16 protein-coding genes are annotated in these 17,635 nt (G+C 63.0%); 7 read left to right on the top strand and 9 right to left on the bottom strand.

Annotated features, from left to right (window positions below):
• Positions 1-2: 2 nt before the first annotated feature.
• Entirely contained in the window at positions 3-767 is a 765-nt protein-coding gene (locus tag AC1DLV_RS02295) for a DeoR/GlpR family DNA-binding transcription regulator (protein ID WP_476799683.1), read from the bottom strand.
• A 213-nt stretch (positions 768-980) separates the two neighbouring features.
• On the opposite strand from AC1DLV_RS02295, the gene AC1DLV_RS02290 reads away from it, so the two are divergent.
• From AC1DLV_RS02290 to AC1DLV_RS02280, 3 genes are all read left to right on the top strand, one after another.
• Positions 981-1,865 carry a phosphotransferase gene (locus AC1DLV_RS02290; RefSeq protein ID WP_476799684.1) on the top strand — a complete coding sequence of 295 codons (885 nt, stop codon included), beginning with the start codon at positions 981-983 and terminating at the stop codon, positions 1,863-1,865.
• 2 nt (positions 1,866-1,867) lie between these two features.
• Entirely contained in the window at positions 1,868-4,309 is a 2,442-nt protein-coding gene (locus AC1DLV_RS02285; RefSeq protein ID WP_476799685.1) for a GcvT family protein, read from the top strand.
• 74 nt (positions 4,310-4,383) lie between these two features.
• Complete coding sequence (locus AC1DLV_RS02280; protein ID WP_476799686.1) at positions 4,384-4,875, top strand: CAP domain-containing protein; 492 nt, start codon at positions 4,384-4,386, stop codon at positions 4,873-4,875.
• A gap of 204 nt (positions 4,876-5,079) precedes the next feature.
• Here AC1DLV_RS02280 and AC1DLV_RS02275 read toward each other — a convergent pair whose 3' ends face one another.
• From AC1DLV_RS02275 to AC1DLV_RS02245, 7 genes are all read right to left on the bottom strand, one after another.
• A complete protein-coding gene (locus AC1DLV_RS02275) occupies positions 5,080-6,000 on the bottom strand; it encodes a DMT family transporter (protein ID WP_476799687.1) in 921 nt (306 codons plus the stop codon).
• 111 nt (positions 6,001-6,111) lie between these two features.
• Complete coding sequence (locus tag AC1DLV_RS02270; RefSeq protein ID WP_476799688.1) at positions 6,112-6,357, bottom strand: hypothetical protein; 246 nt, start codon at positions 6,355-6,357, stop codon at positions 6,112-6,114.
• Between the two features lie 84 nt (positions 6,358-6,441).
• Entirely contained in the window at positions 6,442-7,734 is a 1,293-nt protein-coding gene (locus AC1DLV_RS02265) for an amidohydrolase family protein (RefSeq protein WP_476799689.1), read from the bottom strand.
• Complete coding sequence (locus tag AC1DLV_RS02260; protein WP_476799690.1) at positions 7,731-8,672, bottom strand: ABC transporter permease; 942 nt, start codon at positions 8,670-8,672, stop codon at positions 7,731-7,733. The genes AC1DLV_RS02265 and AC1DLV_RS02260 overlap by 4 nt, the downstream gene beginning before the upstream one ends.
• Before the next feature lie 2 nt (positions 8,673-8,674).
• Positions 8,675-9,724: an ABC transporter permease gene (locus AC1DLV_RS02255; protein WP_476799691.1), complete on the bottom strand. Its 1,050-nt coding sequence runs from the start codon at positions 9,722-9,724 to the stop codon at positions 8,675-8,677.
• Entirely contained in the window at positions 9,714-11,252 is a 1,539-nt protein-coding gene (locus tag AC1DLV_RS02250) for an ABC transporter ATP-binding protein (RefSeq protein WP_476799692.1), read from the bottom strand. The genes AC1DLV_RS02255 and AC1DLV_RS02250 overlap by 11 nt, the downstream gene beginning before the upstream one ends.
• 156 nt (positions 11,253-11,408) lie before the next feature.
• Entirely contained in the window at positions 11,409-12,434 is a 1,026-nt protein-coding gene (locus AC1DLV_RS02245; RefSeq protein ID WP_476799693.1) for a BMP family protein, read from the bottom strand.
• A 221-nt stretch (positions 12,435-12,655) separates the two neighbouring features.
• On the opposite strand from AC1DLV_RS02245, the gene AC1DLV_RS02240 reads away from it, so the two are divergent.
• The 4 genes from AC1DLV_RS02240 to AC1DLV_RS02225 all read left to right on the top strand — a co-directional run bounded on the left by AC1DLV_RS02240 (position 12,656) and on the right by AC1DLV_RS02225 (position 16,056).
• The gene (locus tag AC1DLV_RS02240) at positions 12,656-14,410 is read left to right on the top strand and encodes an ABC transporter ATP-binding protein (protein WP_476799694.1); all 1,755 of its coding nucleotides are present in this window, start codon (positions 12,656-12,658) and stop codon (positions 14,408-14,410) included.
• A gap of 165 nt (positions 14,411-14,575) precedes the next feature.
• Positions 14,576-15,223, top strand: coding sequence for a glutathione S-transferase family protein (locus AC1DLV_RS02235; RefSeq protein ID WP_476799840.1), 648 nt, complete (start codon positions 14,576-14,578; stop codon positions 15,221-15,223).
• 12 nt (positions 15,224-15,235) lie between these two features.
• A complete protein-coding gene (locus tag AC1DLV_RS02230; protein ID WP_476799695.1) occupies positions 15,236-15,589 on the top strand; it encodes an ArsR/SmtB family transcription factor in 354 nt (117 codons plus the stop codon).
• Positions 15,586-16,056 (top strand): SRPBCC family protein, encoded by a 471-nt coding sequence (locus tag AC1DLV_RS02225; RefSeq protein WP_476799696.1) that lies wholly within the window; start codon positions 15,586-15,588, stop codon positions 16,054-16,056. Before AC1DLV_RS02230 ends, AC1DLV_RS02225 begins: the two co-directional genes overlap by 4 nt.
• 2 nt (positions 16,057-16,058) lie before the next feature.
• On the opposite strand, the gene AC1DLV_RS02220 is transcribed toward AC1DLV_RS02225, so the two are convergent.
• Complete coding sequence (locus AC1DLV_RS02220) at positions 16,059-17,540, bottom strand: aldehyde dehydrogenase family protein (protein ID WP_476836107.1); 1,482 nt, start codon at positions 17,538-17,540, stop codon at positions 16,059-16,061.
• Positions 17,541-17,635 lie beyond the last annotated feature (95 nt).

The following is a 17,635-nucleotide window of genomic DNA, read 5'->3' as shown; positions in this document are numbered from 1 at the left end:
TCTCAGGCGCCGGCGATTGTGAGCTGCGCGCCAGCGTCTGCAAGCGCCTTCGCCAGGTCGGCCGATGGCTGCTGGTCGGTGACCAATTCGGTGAAGCCGGAGAAACCGCAAACCTGGACCAGGCCCTGGCGGCCAAACTTGGTGTGGTCGGTGACCACGACCGAGCGCTGACCGCGCGACAGCACCACACGGGCGAACTCGGCCTCTTCCAGATTGTAGTCCATCACGCCGTTGGCCACGTCGACAGCACCGGCCGAGATCACGGCATGGGTGACGGCGAAACGGCTGACGAATTCGATGGCTGAGACACCGAAGGCCGCACCGCTGTCGCTGCGCAGCTCGCCGCCGGCCATATAGACCTTGTTGCCGTTGACGGTGGCAAGCGTACGGGCGATGTCGGACGAATTGGTCACGACCGTCAGGCGACGGTGGCCGAGCAGCTCGCGGGCGAGGTAGCTGGTGGTGGTGCCGGTGTCGAGCATGACGGCCTCGCCGTCATGGATCGTTGCCGCGACCGCCTTGGCGATGGCGCGCTTGGCGTCGGCATTGTCGCGCATGCGCCGTTCGAAAGGCGCTTCGCCCACCACAGACGGCAGGCCGATGGCGCCATGCATCTTCAGGATCGACCCGTCCGCCGTCAGAGGCTTGACGTCGCGCCGCACGGTTTCGAGCGACACGCCAAGCTTGTCGGCAAGATCGGCGATGGTGATCGTGCCCTCGTCGTTGAGCAGGCGCAGGATTTCGCTGTGGCGCTTGGAATGGTTCATATGCTGCCCTGGTCGATGCGCGGCATGGCCGCATCTGAGGAGTTTACTGCCCGAGTCTACCGCAATATTGCGCTTCATCTCAACAGACACGGTCAAAAAAGCAACTAAAGCCACAAACTTGCGTTGACACCGGCGCTGCCGCTGCGTGAGACTACCACCTAACAATAAAGGCGCGACAATGGGGAACGCGTCATGCACAGCGCGGAGGGCTTGATGACAACGAGCGAGGACCGCATCCGCGGCCTGCCGCTGTGGAACGGGGCGGTGACGGTCGCGCCGCTCAAGGGCGGCATCAGCAACGAAAGCTGGGTGGTGACGGACGCTATGGGGCGCCACGTCGTGCGCTTCGGCAAGGACTTTCCTTTTCATCACGTCTTTCGCGACCGCGAGGTCATGGTTGCCCAGGCGGCCTACGAAGCTGGCTTCGCGCCGGAACTGCAATATGCGGCGCCGGGCGTGATGGTGACCGAATTCCTCGGCGCCAAGACCTATGGCGCCGACGATGTACGCGCCAATGCGGCACGTATCGCGAAGCTGGTCAGGCGCTTCCATGACGAGATGCCCCGGCATGTCTCGGGCCCCGGCTTCATGTTCTGGGCGTTCCATGTCATCCGCGATTATGCCCGCACGCTCGAGTTAGGCAAAAGCCGGATGGCCGCGGAGCTGCCGCGCTATCTCGCATTGGCCGACGCGCTGGAAAAGGCGCAGACGCCGCTGCCGATCATCTTCAGCCACAACGACCTGCTGCCGGCCAATTTTCTCGACGATGGCGAACGGCTGTGGCTGATCGACTTCGAATACGCCGGCTTTTCGACCGCCATGTTCGACCTTGCGGGCACGGCTTCCAATGCCGGGATGACACCGGAAGAGTCGGACGATCTGCTTGCCGCCTACTTTGGCGCGGCGCCCGACCAAGAAATGAAGCGCTCGCACGCGGCCATGCAATGCGCCTCGCTGCTGCGCGAATCCATGTGGAGCATGGTCTCGGAACTCCACCTCTCCGCCCCCGGCGTCGACTATGTCGCCTACACCGCCGAGAACCTCTGCAAGTTCGAGGCGGCGCTCGAAACCTATCGCACGCAATACGGAAAGCTCTGATCATGGCCCTTCCCTCACATGCGCAGATCGTCGTCATCGGCGGCGGCATCATCGGCTGCTCGACGGCCTACCATCTTGCCCGCGACCATAAGGCCGACGTCATCTTGCTCGAACAGGGCAAGCTGACCTCTGGTTCAACCTGGCACGCGGCCGGTCTTGTCGGGCAGTTGCGCTCGTCGGCATCGATCACCCGCGTGCTCAAATATTCGGTCGATCTCTACAAGGGGCTGGAGGCCGAAACCGGGCTCGCCACCGGCTGGAAGATGACCGGGTGCCTGAGACTTGCCACCAACCAGGACCGCTGGACCGAATACAAGCGGCTGGCAACGACAGCGAAAAGCTTTGGCATGGACATGCAGCTGGTGTCGCCGCAAGAGGTCAAGCGCATGTGGCCCTTGATGGAGACGTCCGATCTCGTTGGCGCCTCGTGGCTGCCGACGGACGGACAGGCAAGCCCCTCCGACATCACCCAGTCGCTCGCTAAGGGCGCGCGCATGCATGGCGCCAAGCTGTTCGAGAACGTGCGGGTGACCGGCTTCGAGATGAAGGACGGCCGCATCCTGAAAGTGAAGACCGACCAGGGCGACATCGCCTGCGACAAGGTGGTGAACTGCGCCGGCCAATGGGCGCGGCAGGTCGGTGCCATGGCCGGCATCAATGTGCCGCTGCAGCCGGTCAAGCACCAGTACATCATCACCGAAAAGGTGCCTGGGCTTTCCACCGACGCACCGACCATCCGCGATCCCGACCGGCGCACCTATTTCAAGGAAGAGGTCGGCGGGCTGGTGATGGGCGGCTATGAGCCAAACCCGCAGGGCTGGACCACCGGCGACGTGCCCAATGACTGGGAGTTCCGCCTGTTCGACGACGATTACGACCATTTCGAACAGCACATGACGCAGGCCATCGCGCGCGTTCCCGCGCTAGAGACCGTCGGCGTCAAGCAGATGATCAATGGCCCGGAGAGTTTTACGCCCGACGGCAATTTCATCCTGGGCGCTGCGCCTGAATGCTCCAACATGTTCGTGGGTGCCGGCTTCAACGCCTTCGGTATCGCCTCGGGCGGCGGTGCGGGCTGGGTGCTGGCGCAGTGGGCAGTCGATGGCGAGGCGCCGCTCGACCTTTGGGTCGTCGACATCAGGCGCTTTTCAAACCTGCACCGCGACCGCCAATGGGTGTCGGACCGCACGCTCGAAGCCTATGGCAAGCACTACACGATCGGTTTTCCGCATGAAGAGTATGAAAGCGGGCGGCCCTACATCGTCTCGCCGCTCTATGAGCGGCTGAAAAGGCACGGTGCGGTGTTTGGCTCCAAGCTTGGCTGGGAGCGGCCGAACTGGTTCGCGCCGCAAGGCATGGAGGCCAAGGACATCTACTCGATGGGACGGCAGAACTGGTTTGCCCCCGTCGGCGATGAGCACGAACATGTGCGCAAGGCGGTCGGCATCTTCGATCAATCGTCCTTCGCCAAATACGAAATGACGGGCCGCGATGCGCAACAGGCGCTCGATTTCATCTGTGCCAATGACGTATCGAAACCTGCGGGACGGCTGACCTACACCCAGTTGCTCAACACGCGCGGCGGCATCGAAGCCGATCTCACCGTCGCGCGGCTGGCTGATGACAAATTCTACATCGTCACCGGTACCGGCTTCCGCACCCATGACCTTGCCTGGATCAGCGATCACATTCCGGCTGGATTGGACGCCAGGCTTGTCGATGTCACCGAAGAATTCGGCACGCTTTCGCTGATGGGACCGAAGGCCAGGCAGGTGCTCGAAGCCGTGACCGACACCGATGTTTCAAACGCGGCGTTCCCGTTTGGCCATGTCCGCGAGATCACCATCGCCGGCACGACTGTCAGGGCGCTGCGCGTAACCTATGTCGGCGAACTCGGCTGGGAGCTGCATGTGCCGATCGCCGCCACCGGCGAGGTATTCGACGCGCTGATGGCTGCGGGCCAGGCGCACGGCATCCGCCCCGTCGGCTATCGCGCGCTGGAATCGCTGAGGCTCGAGAAAGGCTACCGCGCCTGGGGATCCGACATCACGCCCAATGACACCCCCTTCGAAGCAGGGCTTGGCTGGGCGGTGAAGCTCAGGAAAAACACCGATTTCCTCGGCCGCAAGGCGCTGGAAAAACTTGCCGGCGCAGCCCTCACCAAACGTCTTGCCGGCTTCACCGTCGACGACAAGGATGTCGTTTTGGTGGGGCGTGAGACGATCCTGCGCAATGGCGAGCCGGTCGGGTATCTGACCAGTGGCGGCTATGGCTACTCTCTGGGCAAGAACATCGGCTACGGCTATGTCCGCAACGCTGCCGGCGTCAGCGACGACTTCCTCAAATCGGGCGAATACGAGCTTGTCGTGGCAATGGAAAAAGTGCCCGCCAAGATCCATCTCGAACCGATGTTCGATCCGACAGCAGCGCGGGTGAAGGCCTAAAGGTCACCGGAATTCGCCAAAAAGCCATGATCTGCACTATCAAGACTGGCGGGGGACGGAACAAGGATCGGACAATGGCTCAGCGGATGATCAGTGCGGCGGCGCGCGCAATGGCGATGGGCGGCTTGCTATTCCTGGCGGCCTGCCAGACGGGTTCAAATTCAAATGTTGTCGGCGAAGGCGGTGGTGCTTCATCGACCGGAGTCGCCTATCTCCAGACCATCCGCTCGGAGCACGGCCTGCCGCCATTGAAGCCCGATGCCACGCTGGAGCGCGCCGCCTTGCAGCAGGCGGACTATATGGCGCGCGCCGGGCGCATGGCGCACACCACGGGCTGGGGCAAGGATTTTGCCGCGCGCATGAAAGACAATGGCGTCCAGGGCGCGGCGGCCGAAAACATCGCCCATGGCCGCATGGAGCCGGCCAAGCTGTTTTCGATGTGGATGAACTCGGACGGCCATCGCCGCAACATGCTCGACCCGCGCTTTTCCAGCTTTGGCCTGGCCTATGTCCGCGCCGATGCCGGAAGTGAAGAACGCTACTGGGCGCTGGTGCTGGGGCGGTAGCTCAAGCTCCAGTGCAACCCTTGCCCGTCTTTAGCACGTTCAAAAATACCCCCACCCCTAACCCCTCCCCACAAGGGGGAGGGGAATCCCAGCTCTTGCCCGCCGGCGACACACAACCTCGTTGCTGAGAGCACGCCAAAGTCCCCCTCCCCCTTGTGGGGAGGGGTTAGGGGTGGGGGTGTCGTCAATTGAGAGGTGGCCTGCTCAATGCACGCTGGTCGGGACCGTCTCGGGCTCGGCTTTGTCGACCACCTTCTGGCGATGGAAGATGAACAGGCCGGCAACGACGATGATGGCCGAGCCTATGAGACCCTGCGCGTCCGGGTAATCGCCGAAGAAGACGATGCCCATCACCACCGCCCACAACAGCAGTGTGTATTGCAGCGGCGCCAAGAGCGATGCAGGCGCAAGCTTGAGCGCGCGCGTGATCATCAGATGTGCCGCGCAGGAGACGACGCCCAGCAGCAGCATGGCCGACCAGTCGAGCGCAGTCGGGGTGCGCCAGTCGGCGATCGCAAGCACGCCGCCGACAGCCAGTGCACCAAGCGTCTGCCAGGTGACGAGCGTGGTGTCGTTGGTTGCACGCAGCTTGCGGCTGAGGATCAGCGTGATGGAGAAGGACAGGCTGCCGACGATGGCAAAGAGCGAAGGCCACGACAGCGAGGCGGTGGACGGGCGCAATGCGATGACCACGCCGCAGAAGCCGAGCACGATGGCGATCCAGCGCCGCCAGCCGACCTTTTCGCCCAGGAAGAAGTGCGACAGGGCAGCGATGTAGATCGGCCCTGCCATGTAGAAGGTCATGACGTCGGCGAGCGGCAGATAGGCGACAGCGGCATAGAAAAACCCGGTATCGGCGGTGGCGAGCACGACGCGCAGGACCTGCAGGGCGGGACGCTCGACCTTGGTCAGCGGGCCTGTACCTTGCTTGGCGATCATCGGGCCCAAGATGATGAAGGCGCCGATGGAACGGATCAACAGAACCTGGCCGACGGAGAAGCTGGTGACCAGCCATTTGCCCATGGCGTCGTTGAGCGCGAACATAAAGTCGCCCAGCAACATGAGAAGGATGCCCGCAAGAACAAGATTGTTCTTCGGGAGGGCGATGGCTTGTCGGAAGGTCATTGGCAAGGAATCCGCCGGGCAACGAGCCCGAATGGCGCTATCTAGGCCGAGAGGGCCGCATTTGCGAGGGTTAACTTGGCCATCGCGATGCGTTGCGGCGTCGCACGCCGGTCAACCCCTGACAATGACCGGGCGATAGATGACAAATGGCTCATTGAAGTCGTCATATGACCTCTGCCTGAAGGCGGCGCTACGGTCGAGATCGATGCGTTGCATGCACGTTGCGAAAGCATCGTTGCGCTTGGTGAAGCCATAGGAGCGGCACTTTGCTTCGTCCGCGGCGCGCTGTTCCTCGGCAGTGACGCAGCCGGCGAGCAATGCGGCCATGAAGAGCATCGAAATTGTCTTGATCCTCATGGCCTTTTTCCTTCTGCCGTCATCAGAATACGGACCTCGATTGTAAGCTTTTCATGCGGCCACGAAAAGCTGTCGGCCAAGACTTCAGCTCGCCTGCGGCGGCACGATGTGGCGACGATTGACCGAGGTCGGGCGGCCCTTGATCGACAGGCTGGTTTCGCGCTTTTCCCGCTCGGCAACGACCTTGCCCTTGGCAATGACGCAGAGCCGCTCGGCGCGCAGGCGCACCGCTTCGATCGGGTTGCCGGCGTCGAGCACGACAAGGCTCGCGGTCTTGCCGACAGCGAGGCCAAGATGGTCGAGCCCCATGATCTCGGCGTTGACCTTGGTGACCATGTCGAAGCAGCGGCGCATGTCGGCCGGGCTCGACATCTGGGCAACGTGCAGGCCCATGAAGGCGACGTCGAGCATGTCGGCTGTGCCGAGCGAATACCAGGGATCGAGCACGCAATCCTGGCCCCAGCCGACGCGGATGCCGGCCTTCAGCATCTCGGGCACGCGGGTCATGCCACGGCGCTTGGGGTAGCTGTCGTGGCGACCCTGCAGCATGATGTTGATCAGCGGATTGGGTATGGCCGACACGCCTGCTTCGGCGATCAACGGGATGAGCTTGGAGACATAATAGTTGTCCATCGAATGCATCGAGGTCAGATGCGAGCCCGCCACCCTGCCCTGCAGGCCGAGGCGCTGGGTTTCATAAGCGAGCTGCTCGATGTGGCGCGACAGCGGATCGTCGGTCTCGTCGCAATGCAGATCGACCATCAGGCCGCGCTGTGCGGCGATCTCGCAAAGCTCGGTCACCGAGCGTGTGCCGTCGGCCATGGTGCGCTCGAAATGCGGAATGCCGCCGACGATGTCGACGCCCATATCGAGAGCCCGGATCGTGTTGTCGCGCGCATTGGGCGAGCGGTAGAGGCCGTCCTGCGGGAAAGCGACAAGCTGCAGGTCGATATAGGGCGCGATCTCCTTCTTGACCTCGAGCAGGGCTTCCACGGCCAGCAAGCGGTCGTCGCAAGTATCGACATGGGTGCGGATGGCGAGCAGGCCCATGGACACGGCCCAGTCGCAATAAGCCAGCGCGCGCTCCTTGACCGCTTCATGAGTCAGCAGCGGCTTGAGTTCGCCCCAAAGCGAGATGCCTTCGAGCAGCGTGCCCGAGGCATTGATGCGCGGCAGGCCGTAGGACAGCGTAGCATCCATGTGGAAATGCGGATCGACGAAGGGCTGGCTGACCAGGTTGCCTGACGCGTCGACAATGGTCTTGGCCGCAGCCTCGATCCTGGGCTCAATCGCTGCGATCTTGTCACCCTTGATGCCGATGTCGGCAATGGTTCCGTCGGGCAGCGTGCCGCCCTTGACGATCAGGTCGAAGCTCATCTCTCGCCTTTCTGATAGGGGATCATCAGCGCCTTGGGATAGGTGGCGCGGCGCGCCACCAGGATCAGCGCCAGGATCGATAGTGCATAGGGCATCATCAGGAACACCTGATAAGGAACGATACCGCCGGAAAGCTGCTGCAGCCGCACCTGATAGGCATCGAAGGCAGCAAACAGGATGGCGCCAAGCAGCGCCTTGCCCGGCCGCCATGAGCCGAAGACGACAAGTGCGATGCAGATCCACCCGCGACCGTTGATCATCTCGAAGAAGAACGAGTTGAAGGCCGACATGGTGAGGAAGGCGCCGCCGACCGCCATCAGCGCGCTGCCGACCATCACAGCACCCATGCGGATGGCGGTGACTGAGATGCCTTGCGCCTCGACGGCGGATGGGTTTTCGCCGGCGGCGCGGACGGCAAGACCGACCGGCGTGCGGTAGAGCACCCAGGCGACGACAGCGACTGTCGCGAAGGCGAGATAGGTCAACGGCGTCTGCGAAAACAACGCTTCGCCGAGTAGCGGGATTTTCGACAGGCCAGGGATCGGCAAGGGCTGGAACGGTTCGATCTTGGGCGGCGACGTCACTTCCGGCAACGCCAGGCGGTAGGTGAAATAGGTAAGACTAGTGGCGAGCAAGGTGACGCCGATGCCGACGACATGCTGCGACAGGCCAAGCGGCACGGTGAGCGTAGCATGCAGAAGGCCGAACGTCGCACCGGCAAGGGCAGCGACGAGCACCCCGGTCCACAGGTCGCCGCCGGCATACACGGTGAACCAGCCAGCGAAAGCGCCGGCGGTCATGATGCCTTCAATGCCGAGGTTAAGCACGCCAGCGCGTTCGCAGATCAGCTCGCCCATGGTGGCAAAGATCAGCGGCGAGGCGATGCGGATGGCAGCGACCCAGAACGAGGCGGTGAAGAGGATTTCAAACGCGTCCATGGTCACTTCCACCTCACCCGGAACCGCGTCAACAGGATCGCCACCACCATCGTCAAGAGTGACGTGGCGACCATGACGTCGGCGATGTAGCTCGGCACCTTGGCAACACGGCTCATGGCGTCGGCGCCGACGAAGATGCCGGCAACGAAGATCGCCGAGGCAATGACCCCAAGCGGATTGAGCATCGCCAGCATGGCAACGACGATGCCCGAATAGCCGTAGCCCGGCGACAGGTCGAGCGTCAGATTGCCCTTAAGGCCCGACACCTCGGAGAAGCCGGCAAGGGCGGCCAGACCGCCCGACAGCAGTGCGGTCTTCATCAAGACGCGATTGACCGGAATGCCGACGAAACGCGCGCCCTCAGGATTGTGGCCTACCGCCCGCATCTCGTAGCCGAGCACGGTCTTCTTCATGATGACCCAGACGACGATCGCCGAAACGATGGCGACAACGAAGCCATAGTGCAGGCGCTTGCCCTGGATGATGCGCGGCAGCTGGGCCGAGGCGATGACCTTTTGCGACTGCGGCCAGCCAAGCCCCATCGGGTCCTTGAGCACGCCTTCGAGCAACATGGAGACAAACAGCAGCACGATGAAATTGAGCAGCAGCGTGGTCACGACCTCGTCAACGCCGAAGCGGGTCTTGAGGATCGCCGGGCCGAGCAGCAACAGGCCACCGGCGAGCATCGCAGCCGCCATGATGACGGGGATGAGGATCACCGAGGGCAGCGGCAAGGCGCCGGTGCCGAGCACGACCGTGACGATGCCGCCGATATAGAGCTGGGCTTCGGCGCCGATGTTCCACAGCTTGGCGCGGAATGCGACGGCAACGGCAAGACCGGTGAAGATCAGCGGGGTGGCTCTGGTCAGCGTCTCGAGCAAGGCGAATTGCGAACCGGCCGCGCCCTTGGCGACGAGGTAAAACACCGACAGCGGCGAGGCACCGGCTGCGAGCACGAGCAAGGAGGTGAACACCAGCGTGGCAGCGATGGCCGCCAACGGAAACAGCAACGTCATGCCGAGCGAGGGTGCGGGTTTGGGCTCAAGCCGCATCCTTGCCTCCCTCTTCGCCGTGTCCGGCCATCAGTTCCCCCAGTTCGCGAATGCTGCGTTCGCCGCGAGCAGACGGGCTCGACAGCCGGCCCTTGGACATCACCACGATGCGGTCGGACAGGGCCAAAATCTCTTCAAGGTCTTCGGAAATCAGCAGGATCGCAGCTCCCCTTTGCCGCGCGGCGAGCAGCATGCGGTGGACATAGGCGACAGCGCCGACATCAAGGCCTCGCGTCGGCTGGCTGGCGAGGATGACGGATGGCTCGGGATCAAGCGCGCGGCCAAGGATCAGCTTTTGCATGTTGCCGCCTGAGAGAAGGCGGATGCGTGCCTCAGGCGACGGACATTTGACGTCGTAGTCGGCGATGATCTGTTCGGCGAAATCACGCGCTGCCTTCCAGTCGAGAAAACCCATGCGGCTGAAGCGCGGGCTAGCGTAGCGCTCGGCGATGACATTCTCCGTCACGCTCATGTCGCCGATGGTGCCGACGGCATGACGGTCCTCGGGAATGCGGGCGATGCCGTGACCAAGGGCTGCCTTAGGTGACCAGTCGCCAATTTGCCTGCCGCCGATCACGACTTGCCCGCTTGTGGGTCTTTCAGTGCCGGCGAGCAGCGCGGCGAGTGCTGCCTGGCCGTTGCCGGAAACGCCCGCAAGGCCAGTGATTTCGCCGGCACGCAAGGCGAGCGAGACGCCATCGAGTGCGGCACCATTGCGACGGCCGGTGGACACTGCATCGAGCACGAGAAGGGCCGCGCCCGGCTCGACCGGCACGACTTCCGCGGGCTTGACCTCCTGGCCGACCATCAGCGCCGCAAGCTCCTTGCGGTCGGTTGCGGCAGTGGCGCGCTCGCCGGCAAGGCGACCTGACCGCAACACCAGCACGCGGTTGCTGACGGCCATGACTTCGTGCAGCTTGTGCGAGATGAAGATGATCGACAGACCCTTGGCGACGAGCAGCTTGAGCGTGCGAAACAGCGCTTCGGTCTCGGCCGGCGTCAGCACCGCCGTGGGCTCATCGAGGATCAGGATGCGGGCGTCGCGGTAAAGCGCCTTGAGGATTTCGACGCGCTGGCGCTCGCCCACCGAAAGGCCCGACACAATAGCGGCAGGATCGACAGCCAGGCCAAAATCGGTGGCAAGCTGCTCAATGCGCAGGCGCGCTGCGGCCCGGTCGAGGCGCGGCAGCCAAAGGCTTTGCGTGCCGAGCGCGATGTTTTCCAGAACCGTCATATTGTCGGCGAGCGTGAAATGCTGGTGCACCATGCCGATGCCGGCGTCGAGTGCTGCGCGCGGGTCGCCCGGCTGCAAGGGCTTGCCGAACGCCTCGACGCTGCCCTCATCGGCAACGTAGTGGCCAAACAGGATGTTCATCAGAGTGGTCTTGCCCGCACCATTCTCGCCAAGCAGGGCGATGACCTCACCGCGCTTGAGCTCGAAGGATATGGCGTCGTTGGCCGTGAGCGGGCCGAAACGCTTGGTGATGCCGGACAGGCGCAGGACGGGGGTGGCAGGGGCGATGGACATGAGATGGCCGCAGCGATGGAGGTCCCTTCTCCCGTTCAAGGGAGAAGGCGGCCCGAAGGCCGGATGAGGGGCGGCATCAACTTCCGAGAGGCTGATGCTGCCCCTCATCTGCCTGCCGGCATCTTCTCCCCGTGAACGGGGAGAAGAGAGCTGTCATCAGCTCGATTTCGGCTCAGCGTCGTTGATCTCGACAGTGAACGACCCGTCCTTGATCGCCTTTTCTCTCTCGGCAACCTTGGCCTTGACGTCATCAGGCACCTTGCTTTCGAAAGTGCCAAGCGGCGCAAGCGAGGAGCCGCCGTTCTTCATGAAGGAGTAGACGCCGTAGTCCTCGGCCTTGAAGGCGCCGGCCTTGACCTCTGCAATCGCCTTGTCGAGCGTCGGCTCGAAGTGCCAGAGCGCGGAGGCAACCACGGTTTCGGGATATTCTGCCTGGGTGTCGATGACGTTGCCGATCGCCAAAACTTTCTTTTCCTTGGCGGCATCGGAAACGCCAAAGCGCTCGGCGTAGAGCAGGTCAGCACCGCCGTCGATCTGGGCGAAGGCGGTTTCCTTGGCCTTGGGCGGATCGAACCACGAGCCGATGAAGGAGACCTGGAACTTGGTGTCGGGCGCGGTTTCCTTCACGCCGGCCATGAAGGCGTTCATCAGGCGGTTGACCTCGGGGATCGGGTAGCCACCGACCATGCCGATGTTCTTCGACTTGGTCATGGCACCTGCGACAATGCCCGAGAGGTAGGATGCGTCCTGGATGTAGTTGTCGAACACCGAGAAATTCGGCACCGCGGCATCCGGCTTGAAGCTCGATCCCATCAGGAAAGCAACGTCGGGATAATCCTTGGCGACGGCGCGTGCTGCGTCTTCGACGCCGAACACTTCGCCCAGGATCAGCTTGTGGCCGGCCTCGGCGTATTCGCGCATGACGCGCTCATAGTCGTTGTTGGCGGTGTTTTCCGAATAGACATATTCGATGTCGCCGCGTTCCTTGGCGGCGTTTGCAGCCTTGTGGATACGGCTGACCCACTGCTGCTCCACAGGCACTGTGTAGACAGCGGCGACCTTCAGCGGCTCAGCCGCAAACAGGCGCACGGGCAGACCGGCCATCGCGACAGCCGCGGACGCACCCGCAGCCTTGATCAGGGTACGCCTGGACAAGCCGAAATCAGTTGAATTTCTTGGCATTCTTTCCACCTCTGGCTGGTTTTGGTCTTCTTTGGCGAAGGCGTGTTTTTATCGTTTGGTCAAGGGTATGCGAAATCGCATATGGCAGCAATCGCTCCCCACCCGCTGTCCACCAGTCCTTGCCACCCGCGACCGTTGGTCCCGAATTTTGCCGGTTTCCCTTCGCCAAACGTTGCTTTATATAGACCCGCGCAGGGGTACGACCCAAGGGACTCATTGATTTGTTTGGTTTTTTTCGTCCGACACAGAACCATCTCCTGATCTGGCGGCTGATCCGGGAGTCATTCCGCCAGCATGCGCTCGGCTATGGCATTGCCATCGCTTCGATGATGGTGGTGGCCGGCATGACGGCTGCGAGCGCCTGGATCATGCAGGACATCACCAATGAGTTCGTGATCGGCAAGGATCTCAACCGCGTCTACCAGATCGCGGGCTTGGTTGCCGCGATCTTCATCACCAAAGGGATCGCCACCTTTGTCCAGGCGTTTTTCCTGAGCCGTGTTGGCAACAGCATCATCGCCGATCGCCAGCGCAAGATTTACGACCGCATCCTCGCCCAAGGCATTTCTTTCTATCACTCGGTCCCCTCGTCGGACCTGATCACCCGCGTGACACACAATGCGCAGGCGGCGCGAGCGGTGCTTGACGTCATCGTCACCTCGTTTGTGCGCGACCTGTTTTCGCTGCTCGGCCTGATCTTCGTGATGGTCTACCAACAGCCGGTCATGTCGCTGGTCGCCTTCATCGTCGGGCCGATCGCCATTTTCGGCGTCAATCTGATCCTGCGCCGGGTGCGCAAGATTATGGAGGCGGAGTTCCTGTCGCTCGCCCAGATCGTCCAGGTCATGCAAGAGACGACGGTCGGCGTCAGGATCGTCAAGTCCTTCAATCTCGAGCCGATCATGCGCAGCCGCATGCATCGCGCCGTCTCCGACGTGGAAAAGCGCGCCAACTCCATCGCCGCGCTCGAAGCAGGCACCAGCCCGATCATGGAAACGCTGGCCGGCCTTGCCATCGCCGGTGTGGTCCTCGTCAGCGGCTATCTGGTCGTCCAGGGCGGACAGACGCCGGGCAGCATCATGTCGTTCATCACAGCCCTGCTGCTCGCCTATGAGCCTGCCAAGCGGCTGGCGCGCTTCCGCGTGTCGCTGGAAGCGGGCCTGATCGGCGTGCGAATGATGTTCGAACTTTCGGACCGTCCGCTGACGCTTTCCGAGCGACCCGGGGCGACGCCACTGGTGCCCGGCTCAGGCACGATCGAACTCAAGGATGTCAGCTTCTCTTATGCCGATGGCGAACCGGTGCTGCGCGATCTCGACCTCATTTTCCCGCCCGGCAAGATGACGGCACTTGTCGGCCCGTCTGGCAGCGGCAAGTCGACGGTCATGAACCTGATCATGCGCATGTACGATCCCGACAGCGGCGAGGTGCTGTTCGACGGACAAGACATCGCCCATGCGACGCTGCACTCGGTGCGCGACCGCATCGCTTACGTCAGCCAGGACACGTTCCTGTTCTCCGGCACGATCATGCACAACATCCGGCTCGGCCGCGAAGGTGCGAGCGACGAAGAGGCGATCGAAGCCTCCAAGGCCGCCAATGCGCATGACTTCATCATGTCGCTGAAGAACGGCTACGACACCCAGGTCGGCGAGAACGGCGCGCTGCTTTCGGGCGGCCAGAAGCAACGCCTGTCGATCGCACGCGCCATCCTGCGCGACGCCAACGTCCTGCTGCTCGACGAAGCGACCAGCGCGCTCGACGCCGAGTCGGAGTCGCTGTTCCGCGAGGCGCTGGAGAAGCTGGCGTCAGGGCGCACGACGATTGCCATCGCGCACCGCTTGTCGACCGTGCACCAGGCCGACAACATCGTGGTGATGCAGGACGGCAAAGTGGCCGAACAGGGTCGCCATACCGACCTGATCAAGGCCGATGGCCTCTATCGCAGGCTCTACGAATTCCAGCTCATGGGCTGAGCCGAACCAGCCCAGAGGATTTGCGAAAGCCGCGACCGGGATGCCGGCCGCGGCTTCTTTCATTTTGCACGTATTCTCCAAGCGCACTTGCCGGTGTCCTGATGTCGTGATACTTAAGCAATTACTTCAGTGTTTGAACCCAACACGTTCCATGAGGTTTCCGGCATGTCGTTGACGCTGCATTTCCACCCTCTTGCCTCGTTCTGCCACAAGGCACTGATCGCCTTGTACGAGAACGAGATCCCGTTTGAGCCGCTGATCGTCGACCTTGGCGAGCCGACATCACGAGCGGCGTTCCTGAAGCTCTGGCCGATCGGCAAGATGCCGGTGTTGCAGGATCATGCGCGTGACCGCGTCGTGCCGGAATCGAGTATCATCATCGAATATCTCGAACAGCATTACCCCGGTCCGGTGAAGCTTGTGCCTGTCGATCAAGATGAGGCGACGCGGACACGGCTCAGCGACCGCTTCTTCGACCTCTATGTCCAGGTGCCGATGCAGAAGATCGTGACCGACAAGATCCGGCCGGCCGGCAGCAACGATCCGCACGGCGTGGCGGCGGCACGGGCACAGCTCGAGACCGCGCTCGGCATGGTGGAACACGACATGCAGTCCAGGACCTGGGCGATGGGCGAGAACTTTACGATGGCCGACTGTGCGGCGGCTCCTGCCCTGTTTTATGCCGACAAGATCATGCCACTCGCGGCAAACCATCCCCATTCCGCCGCCTATCTCGGTCGGCTGATGGCGCGACCTTCTGTGGCGCGCGTGTACAGGGAAGCGGAGCCATATTTCCACATGTTCCCTGGCTGATGGATAGTCCCGATGCTGCATGATCCGGCACAACTCGACCTGATGTTCCAGGCGCTGGCCGACCCGGCCCGCCGGGGCATGGTCGACCGTCTGTGCCAGGGGCCGGCATCGGTCAGCCAGTTGGCCGAGCCTTTCGCCATGTCGCTGTCGGCAGTGATGCAGCACCTGCAAGTGCTGGAGTCCAGTGGCCTCGTGCGCACTGCCAAGGTGGGCCGCGTGCGCACCTGCCAGATCGAGCCCACGGCACTGAGGCGCGCGGAGGGCTGGATTTCCGAACGCCGCACGCTGTGGGAACACCGCCTCGACAGACTGGGCGAATTCCTGGCCGAGACATCCGACGAAGCCGAGCAAGGGAGCTCGAAATGACCAAGCGATCCGTCACCCACGCCACATTCACCATCGAACGCCGCTATGATGCGTCACCGGCACGGGTTTTCCATGCGCTGAGCGATCCTGTGGCCAAGGCACGCTGGTTTTCGGGGCCCAAGGAATGGGACACGCTGGAGCGCAAGTTCGACTTTCGCGTCGGCGGCCGCGAGGTGAATTCGGCAGGGCCGAAGGGCGGGCCGGTGCACAGCTTCAACGCGATCTATCAGGACATCGTCGCTGATCAGCGCATCATCTACAGCTATGACATGCATCTCGGCGACACCCGCATTTCGGTGTCGCTGGCAACCTTCGAGCTTGCGCCTGACGGCCAGGGCACGCGGCTTACCTTCACCGAGCAAGGTGCGTTTCTCGATGATTACGACGACGCTGGCGGCCGCGAGCGTGGCACTCGCCAGTTGCTCGACGCGCTCGGTGCCGAGCTGGAACGGCAGGCGGTCGCCTGAGTTCAGTCGATGCGGATGAACACGCCCTTGGTGTTGAGATATTCGTAGAGGTGCTCGGCGCCGCCCTCGAGGCCGTAGCCGCTCATCTTGTAGCCGCCAAAAGGCATGGCCGGGTCTATGGCGTGGTAGGTGTTGACCCACACCGAGCCGGCATGGAGCCGCCGCGACAGCTGGTGCGCGGTGGCGAGGTCGCGGGTGAAGACGCCGGCGGCAAGGCCGTAAGGCGTGTCGTTGGCGCGTCGCACCACCTCGTCGAGCGTGTCGAAGGGTAGTGCCGAAATGACCGGGCCGAAAATCTCCTCACGCGCAATGCGCATCGTGTCGGAGACGCCGGCAAAAACGGTGGGTGCAACGAAGTTGCCGGCAGCGAACGCACCAGCAGACAGCCTGTTGCCGCCGGCGACGAGGCGAGCGCCCTCCTCCGTGCCGGCGCGCAGATATCCCTCGACGCGGTCGAGCTGGCGCGGAGAGATCAGCGGGCCGATCTCGGTACTCGGGTCGATGCCGTTGCCGATGCGCAAAGCTCCTGCATAGGCGGCGAGACGCGCGACGAATTCGTCATGGATGGAACGCGCGACAAACAGCCTGGAGCCGGCGATGCAGATCTGACCGGAATTGGCGAAGACCGACATGGCGGCAACAGGCACCGCGCGTTCGAGATCGGCGTCAGCGCAGACGATGACCGGCGACTTGCCGCCAAGTTCGAGCGACACGCGCTTGAGGTTGCCAGCCGAGGCGCGGACGATGCTCTGGCCGGTGGCGGTGGAGCCGGTGAAGACGATCTTGTCGACGCCCATATGTTCGGCGAGTGATGCACCCGCCTCCGTTCCCGTGCCGGTGACGATGTTGACGACGCCGTCAGGAACGCCGGCCTCGGCCATCAGTTCGGCGATCAGGAGCGGTGTCAACGGCGCTTCCTCGGACGGCTTCAAGACCACCGTGCAGCCGGTGGCCAAAGCCGGACCGATCTTCCACACTGACGCGGCGGTGGGCGCATTCCACGGAATGATGGCACCGACGACGCCGACGGGTTCCTTGCGGGTGTAAGAGACGATGTCGCCAGCAAGCGAGTTTTCGATGGTCTGGCCGTGGATGGCAGTGGCCATGCCGGCGTAGTAGCGCAGCATGCCGAGAACGCGGTTGGCGTTGCCCCGCGCCCTGACGATGGGCAGGCCCATATCGGTGGTGTCGGAAATGCAGATCTCTTCCCAGTGGCGCTCGAACAGATCGGCGATCTTCAGCAACAGCTTCTGCCGCTCATGCGGCTTGAAACGGCTCCACGGGCCGTCAAAGGCATTGCGAGCGGCAGCGACGGCGCGTTCGACGTCTCGCTTGCCGCCACGCGGCACGGTGGCGATAACCTCGCCGGTGGCGGGATTGCGCGTCTCCATCGTCTGGCCGGACGCGGCCTCCACCCACGCGCCGCCAATGAACATCGGGCGATGGCGGCCGTCGAGCAGATGGCGGGGCTGGGCGATGGTCATGACTTGGCTCCTCGCTGGCGCAACAATGGGCACAGGCGCCCAAAGCTTTGCCGGCGCTGCAAAGCTAGGCCAGAGACATCAAGCCATTCAAGTCT

It is taken from the genome of Aminobacter sp. 01T433, from assembly GCF_056398585.1.
The sequence above is the reverse complement of the archived record's forward strand: the minus strand, read 5'-3'. Positions and strand labels throughout refer to the sequence as shown.